The sequence below is a fragment of the Psychrobacter sp. PP-21 genome (assembly GCF_033790785.1).
Lineage (GTDB): Bacteria > Pseudomonadota > Gammaproteobacteria > Pseudomonadales > Moraxellaceae > Psychrobacter.
Map to the genome: position 1 here is coordinate 697865 of NZ_JAMYEB010000001.1, position 6888 is coordinate 704752.

The 6888-nt window shown below is 44.8% G+C and carries 6 protein-coding genes; 1 reads left to right on the plus strand and 5 read right to left on the minus strand.

The window, feature by feature from the left end; all coding sequences use genetic code 11:
• Positions 1 to 263: 263 nt before the first annotated feature.
• Positions 264 to 1478 carry an energy transducer TonB gene (locus tag NJD71_RS02835; RefSeq protein WP_319050406.1) on the plus strand — a complete coding sequence of 405 codons (1215 nt, stop codon included), beginning with the start codon at positions 264 to 266 and terminating at the stop codon, positions 1476 to 1478.
• Here the strand turns inward: NJD71_RS02835 and NJD71_RS02840 are convergent.
• From NJD71_RS02840 to maiA, 5 genes are all read right to left on the minus strand, one after another.
• A complete protein-coding gene (locus tag NJD71_RS02840; RefSeq protein WP_319050407.1) occupies positions 1475 to 2620 on the minus strand; it encodes a HupE/UreJ family protein in 1146 nt (381 codons plus the stop codon). The genes NJD71_RS02835 and NJD71_RS02840 overlap by 4 nt on opposite strands.
• Entirely contained in the window at positions 2617 to 3906 is a 1290-nt protein-coding gene (locus tag NJD71_RS02845; RefSeq protein ID WP_319050408.1) for a tetratricopeptide repeat protein, read from the minus strand. Before NJD71_RS02845 ends, NJD71_RS02840 begins: the two co-directional genes overlap by 4 nt.
• A gap of 78 nt (positions 3907 to 3984) precedes the next feature.
• On the minus strand, positions 3985 to 4254 hold the full coding sequence (locus NJD71_RS02850) for a hypothetical protein (protein WP_319050409.1): 270 nt from the start codon (positions 4252 to 4254) through the stop codon (positions 3985 to 3987).
• A gap of 27 nt (positions 4255 to 4281) precedes the next feature.
• Positions 4282 to 5808 (minus strand): DUF4331 domain-containing protein, encoded by a 1527-nt coding sequence (locus NJD71_RS02855; protein ID WP_319050410.1) that lies wholly within the window; start codon positions 5806 to 5808, stop codon positions 4282 to 4284.
• Between the two features lie 163 nt (positions 5809 to 5971).
• Entirely contained in the window at positions 5972 to 6616 is a 645-nt protein-coding gene (gene maiA, locus NJD71_RS02860; protein WP_319050445.1) for a maleylacetoacetate isomerase, read from the minus strand.
• Between the last annotated feature and the right edge of the window lie 272 nt (positions 6617 to 6888).

The window sequence follows — 6888 nt, forward strand, 5'->3', positions numbered from 1 at the left end:
GGATTATGATGCTTAGTAACCTATAAAAAGCAAGATATTAGATATCTTGCTTTTTTTTGTGGCTGAACAATAAGCATCTCAACCAACGATGACATAACGACTCTGTTGTTGGCTGTTACTGGTTACTGCATTAGTGATTTTTGTTCAATTTGCTAAATCTTGTCAGCTGGGTTTACTGAAAGAGTAAGAGGTAGGACAGTAGATATCGCACGCTTTTTTATTTTTCAAATCATCAAACAAATCCATATACAGGGTTGTTTTTAATGCGTATTCTATTAGCTATGATGATACCAAACCTATTTGCCCGTCCTATCACTGCTTGGATCACTGTGTTCGTTATTTTACTGCACGGGGTTACGGTGTGGGCAATGGTATCTATGGACAGTCCACCACCACTGATAGAGACGAGCAGCGTCAACGCTATAGAGGTGGAGTTTATTACACTGTCTTCACAGCCCAAAAAACCGCCACAGCCCAAAGAATCAATCAGTACGGACATGCAGCCTAAAACAGCGACGACAAAGCCTGCACAGTCTAATGCGCCTACTATGCAGTCACCTTCAATAGAGCGACAACCTATTGAAACCATATCAACAGAAGCGCTAGCGCCTACTCAGCCATTGTCAGTTGCAAAAACACCCGAAACCTCTGAGACTGAAACTTTAGAGGTTGAGTCCTCTATGCCTAAATCCTCGACACCTGAACCTTTCATACATCATATACAGCAACAGCAACAGCAACAGCAACAGCAACAGCAACAGCAACAGCAACAGCAACAGCAACAAAACAAAGATATGCTTTCATCAAAAGAATCAGCCAAAAAAAATATGACGCCTGATACATCATCATCGGTACCAAATCTCACAATAGTAGAGTCCAAAAAAGTAGCGAAGACCTCTAAGCAAGCAAACCAAGCAGAAGCCGAAGAAGAGGATTATCTGTCCTATATGATTCGTGCTGTGACAGAGAAATACAATAGGGAACAAGCTGTGCAGAAGCAGGCAGCAGCCAAACAGGCCAATAGAAAACGCAACGAACAGGCGCAGTGGCAAGAACAAGCAGCTAACGAAACGGTCAGAAAAATGCTAGCGCTGGCTGCTGCTCAAGCTGAAGAACAAACGATGGATCGATCGGCATCAGACAATGATGCTAGTCAGGCAATTGACGAGACTGTTTTTTTGGCAGAGTATGGCAGTTGGATTGAGGGGAAGGAACCTACTACTAGCATTCCATCGCTAGTATGGCGTAGTGTCGATGGTAATTTGGGTGACGTCTTCATCGTGATGCTTGAGCTACGCGTCGATACAGAGGGCAGCATTACCGAAGTACAGTTACTTGAATCGTCGGGCAGTCCTATCATTGATGCCATAGCAACGACCCAAGTAAGAGCGGGGCAACTCAATCCAATACAACAAAATGACACAGCAGTCGATGCTATCGTACCGATGTCATTGGTCTATGAGCGAGCAAAGCGCTAAAATGCCCGCTCAAAGAACCACCATAGCGCCACCAAAATACCAATCAACGATCCTATATAAAACACACCCCATTTATAGAACTGCGTGTGACGTAATAATAGTGCTATCGGAAAGACCACAGCGATAAATACTAATTGTCCCAACTCGATACCGATATTGAAGCTCAATAGCGCCAATACGCGTGCGCTTGTGTCAAGTGGTAAATCGACCAGTACATTGGCAAAACCAAAACCGTGTATGAGTCCAAAAAAGAAAGCCAAATAAACGGCTCGGACGCGTAGCATCGGTACTAAGTTGTTTAGCGCAGCAAACGCAATAGACAGTGCGATGACAGACTCAATAAAGCGCGCAGGAATACTAACGATTTGTAATGCTGCTAAGCTCAACGTGATTGAGTGAGCAAGCGTAAAAGATGTTGCGATCCAGAACACTTCGATTAACGCCGCTTTTGGGTTAGAGACAGCTACCAACTGTTTTTGCTTACGTATGTATACAGCAGGGATGAGGAGTACGAACAAAAACAGCAAATGGTCCAAACCAATTAGCAAATGGTGTATGCCACTTTTTAGGAAGTTTGTGGTTATTGCCATCCAGCCGGAGTCTGCCTCTGTACCCAATGGGTTCTGTCCGACCGTCAGTACTTGCAAGGGTGTGTCAGTGTTTGCTTGTGTCAGTATTAAGCGATGATTGGCATCAATACCTGCCAATATCTGATAATCAAGACTATCGATTGGTTGATCACAGCTCAATGAAAAACGGGTATATAAGTAATTAAAACCGCCACGAGTGTTGACAGCTAATGGTGCAAAACGTGCTACTTGACACGCTTGCGCTGCGTGAGCCAATGTTACTTTAGAGGTTATAAGCTGCTCTATGAGCGGCGTCTGTGACGTCACTTCTACCCAGCTCACTTGATTATCAGAGTTTGCATCGATATCTATTAATAATGCCAAATCGCGTAGTGATAGCTCGTAGGTAGCATCGTATATAATATCAGTCGTGCTGTCAGCATCCTCAAGTGCGAGATTGAGGTAGGCGGTACTAGACTCATGCGCTTGTGCCAGGGTGCAGGTCAGCATGAGCAGCAATACAGTCAAATAGCGGTACGTATGATGCCAAATAAGTCTACAAAGAATGCTCATAAATTCTCATCCTTAGGCTCAACTGGTATCCATGTATACGCTTTGGTACTCACTTGGTTGCCGTGAACGTGGTCATTGTGAACAGAAGCGTTTGCCGCTTGCAGGCTTGATTGTCGTTCACTTGCAGCTTGGCACTGTAGACAGTCGCTTATTTTACCCTCACGTAGAGCACGCTCTAATGCAGGATATTCAAACTGCGTATCGGCCATAAACTCGCGTATCAGTTCGATATCTTTTTGGCTGTCAGCTTTTATCGCTGCGGTAGCGTACAGTACGATGTCTGCCGTTTCGCGCTGCTGTTGCCAATTTTCTTTTGCCAGTTGTAGGGCTGAGTCCACTTTATTGGTAAGTAGCGCATAGGTGGCCTGTTCGCGCATATGGGCATCTTCTTGACGTATTTGCCAGACGTTAATGCGCTCTTTCATTAATGCTAAATTTTGCTTGGCTTTTGGGTCATTGAGCGCCATTTGAGCAGTAATCAGACGTAGTAGCAGGGCATCCTTTTCGGTATGCGTTTTGAGCAGCTCACGGACTTTTTTGTATTCACCAATACTGAGTAGCCAATCAGCGCGAGCCATAAGTGCAGGCACGGTCTGATCATCCATAGTACCAAAAACCTGAGTGGCAAGCGCTGTATCGTGGCTACGTAAGGCAGCGTCGGCTTGAATCAGATAAACCCAGCGTGCGGTCGAGGCATCTAGACCAGGCGCGACAGCGGCCAAGGCACTGAGCGTTTTTTTTGCAGTGTCAAGCTCTCCTGTCATGGTTTGTATCTGAGCGGCACATGCCAGCTCATAGACACGCAGGTCAGGATCGTCAAGTTTTTTACAGTAGCGCATCGCTTCTGTAAATTGCCCTTGTACAAGCAGTAATGAAGAAAGCGTCAGCAGAGCATCTGGATGAGCGGGTTCTTGATCCAATATTTGTTTTAGGCGTTCTGTTGCTTCAGCGAATTTGTGATCTGATTGGAATGCTCGCGCCTGTAGCATCAAAGCATCTATACTGTTGTCTGTGCTCTGATCCAATTGCGCACGTGCTTGCCCGAGTGCCCTTGGGTCGCCTTGTAAATAAGCACGCTCGAGCAATTGGCTGGTCTGATCAAGGTTACTTTCTTGTTTATCAGAGGCAAAGTCAGCTGAGCTTAGGTAGCGAGGTGGCGGCGAGTTTTCTGGTAGAGTGGCGAGAATTTGTTGATCGTCCGTGGGAGTAAATGGGGCAGCATAAACCGCTTGGCTACCGACAAATACTAAAAACAGTAATTTGACAAGTGTCTTAATCCAATGCATAGAAATTACCTTGGCTCAATATATAAAGAAACACCTAATCAGTAGGCTGATTAGGTGCTGGAACAATCTCATATCAAACTATAGTGAAGCGTTGGCGTCTGTGACAGCAACAGGCTCAGCCAAATTGGCTTCAGGAAGGATGATTCTATCGATATCCTGAGGCTCATCAGTGTCCGGACGGTTACTAGCGTCAATCACATCAGAGGTTCTTTTAGCAGCTAGCTCAGCTTTTGCTTGGTCTACTGCAACGTCACTTTTCCCTATATTTGATGAACTATCGTTATCATTGAAACAACCAGAAAGCGCAGCTGATCCAGTGATCAATACGGCTAGCATTACATAGCGCATAGTATTTCTCCTTGGTTGAATTTCAGCTTATTGGTCATCTGTGGTAGAGCTTCGGGCACCTGGGGTTGGGGTTTTCAGATATGGAAAGACTGAATCAAACCCTTTAGCAGTTTTGAGTGCGCCATCTGTGAACAGACCTTCGCCAGCTTTGGCATCAGTAGGGGCGCAGGGAATAACCTTGGCATCTAAACCAGAATGGCAGAGTGCGCCCATCGATACTCGCAAGGCAATATCAGTGACATCATCACCAGGGCGTCGACCGTTCGGGAATCCGGCAGTATCTGCACCAGCATTGGGGAGACCATCGGTTTGAGCATCAATAATACTGAGTAAGCCTAAGTCATTTTGATTGTCAGCCGCCACAGCTGGGATATTGGTATTCAAGCGTAGCATATCTGCAGGTACTTGATTGTCATTAGCAGGCTTATTGACAGTAGGTATACCCGTTAAAAATGCAGTGACTAAATCCTGACGTGGGAAGTTCGTTGGCGCTACTGCACCGACATCGCCATACAAAATTTCAATCAATTTTGGTAGCGTTGGATAAAATACATAAGGGGCAAAATTATCTACATCATCTTTTGGCTCTGAGGCATTAAACTTGTCTTTGTCTTTTAGACCGATGACCACTTCATTGACGAGCGGCATACCCAATCTTGAGACTTGTGTCCAGGCGCCGCCTTTTTTGGCAGTTGTGCTAATACCAGATTCAGGAGATGGATTGACTAGGGTCGCTTGACGGACACTAGCCGTCGTCCAAGCGCCAATCACAGGGTCGTTACCGGTGCTATTGACGAGACAAGATTTGGGCACTTCCATCGCAATAGAGGTGACGTTTTTGTCCGCCAGTATGTTTGTTCCGGAAGTACGCGTGTCTAACGGGTTTAGATTTACTAAGTCAAATACTTTACCTAAATCAATAGCAAAACCTTCAGCGCGCTGACCGACAAATACTTTGCCTGTACCACAGCTACCTAGATTGAGCGGTTGGATAAAGCCACGCGCATAGGTAGGATAGTCTTTAAATGATTTGGTTCCAATATAATCGAATGGCTTATCAAAATTACCTAATGAGGTGCGCGAGCCACTACGGCGATCGCCTTTGACCATCGTGACATTATAACTTTCGCTGGTTTGTACATTGGCAGAGTTTGAAGCATCACCAGCGTTAGACAAAGGAATAGCGACATTTGCTGTTGATGGATCGTTATCCGTATCAAGTTCAATACTGTTTAGGTTTTGCGTGAAATCAAACTGAAAGGTAATGTCTTCGACCGCATCGCCGTTATTGTCGATATGAATTTCATAAAGGGCATCTGGATCTAGAGCAAAGTAGTTGGGCCCGCCATACGCATCTTGTAGAGGCAGGTAGTTGGCAATAATCGTCACGTAGTCCGATCGATTATTCTCATAGCTATTGAACATATAAAAGTCAGACGCGTCGACTTTTGGGGTCTTGGTGATGGAAGGGGCTTCGCGGTGACTGGAGGCAAAGGCGCTTGCACTCATACATAATGTCATCGCGGCTATTAGCGCTTTGGTAGTATATTTCATACGGATCCTTGTAGAAAAGCTTTAAGTGATGGGGCAGTTGATATTGAGTCTCACTTGCAATTACCAGTTAACGAAATAATGTCCTTATTAAGTTGGTTTTAACTATACACTTGTTTGCTGTATTGTGTCTACGATTTTATCCGTTTTAACTTTTTGATATCTCTTAATTTTTTGGTGCGTCAGGTTGCATCATAGGAGCGGCATCCATAAAGGCTTGTATGGTTTGGCAATGCGTATCAATAGCCATAATGTTGGGATACGCAGTGAGGTCTACCTTAAAACGTCGGGCAGAGGCCACTTGCGGAATCAAATAGCAGTCTGCGAGAGTCGGTCTATCACCGTAGCAGTAGTTTCCGCGATTCTTATCTGCTGCCAGTCGCGTCTCCAATGCTAAGAACCCATCCGTAATCCAACGATTGCACCATGCAATGACGTCCTCATCCTCTACTGACAGCTCGTTGCGTAAATATTGTAGGATACGGCGGTTATTGATCGGATGAATATCGCAGCCAATCATCGCACTAAGCGCCCGCACGTGCATACGCCCAGTAACATCATTAGGCAATAACGCGTGTTCAGGGTAGGTCTCTTCTAACCACTCCAAGATAGCTGGACTTTGGTATAATAGTAAGTCATCAGCTTGCAGGACAGGCACCAGTCCTTGAGGGTTAAGAGCCTTAAAGGCTGCTTCTAGTTGCTCATCTTGAGCTAGATTGATAGCGACATCCTCATAATTTAAACCTTTTAGATTCAGGGCGATACGAGTACGGTAAGCGGTGCTACTACGGAAATAGCCATAAAGTGTCATCATTATTCATGTCCTTATTGTGATAGGTTATTGGTATATCAAATGAGTGCGTGACGAGTATGTACTGTAAAAAACGACTACTATAGAATGGTCATACAAAAACTCTATGTATATGAAACCTGTCTTTCATTGTTGGTTGGCTACATATAGTCACCTGACCACAAAAATGTTATAAAATAAATCAACTAAACGACTACCACAATAAATAACCATGACTTACTCCCTAGATTATCGCAAACAAGTCTTAAAAAGCTTAGATGAGGGCATGACCT

Excerpts from the sequence above, each read along its gene's own strand:
- NJD71_RS02835 (WP_319050406.1), top strand. The coding sequence starts at position 264 with ATGCGTATTCTATTAGCTATGATGATACCAAACCTATTTGCCCGTCCT.
- NJD71_RS02840 (WP_319050407.1), bottom strand. The coding sequence starts at position 2,620 with ATGAGCATTCTTTGTAGACTTATTTGGCATCATACGTACCGCTATTTG.
- NJD71_RS02845 (WP_319050408.1), bottom strand. The coding sequence starts at position 3,906 with ATGCATTGGATTAAGACACTTGTCAAATTACTGTTTTTAGTATTTGTC.
- NJD71_RS02850 (WP_319050409.1), bottom strand. The coding sequence starts at position 4,254 with ATGCGCTATGTAATGCTAGCCGTATTGATCACTGGATCAGCTGCGCTT.
- NJD71_RS02855 (WP_319050410.1), bottom strand. The coding sequence starts at position 5,808 with ATGAAATATACTACCAAAGCGCTAATAGCCGCGATGACATTATGTATG.
- maiA (WP_319050445.1), bottom strand. The coding sequence starts at position 6,616 with ATGACACTTTATGGCTATTTCCGTAGTAGCACCGCTTACCGTACTCGT.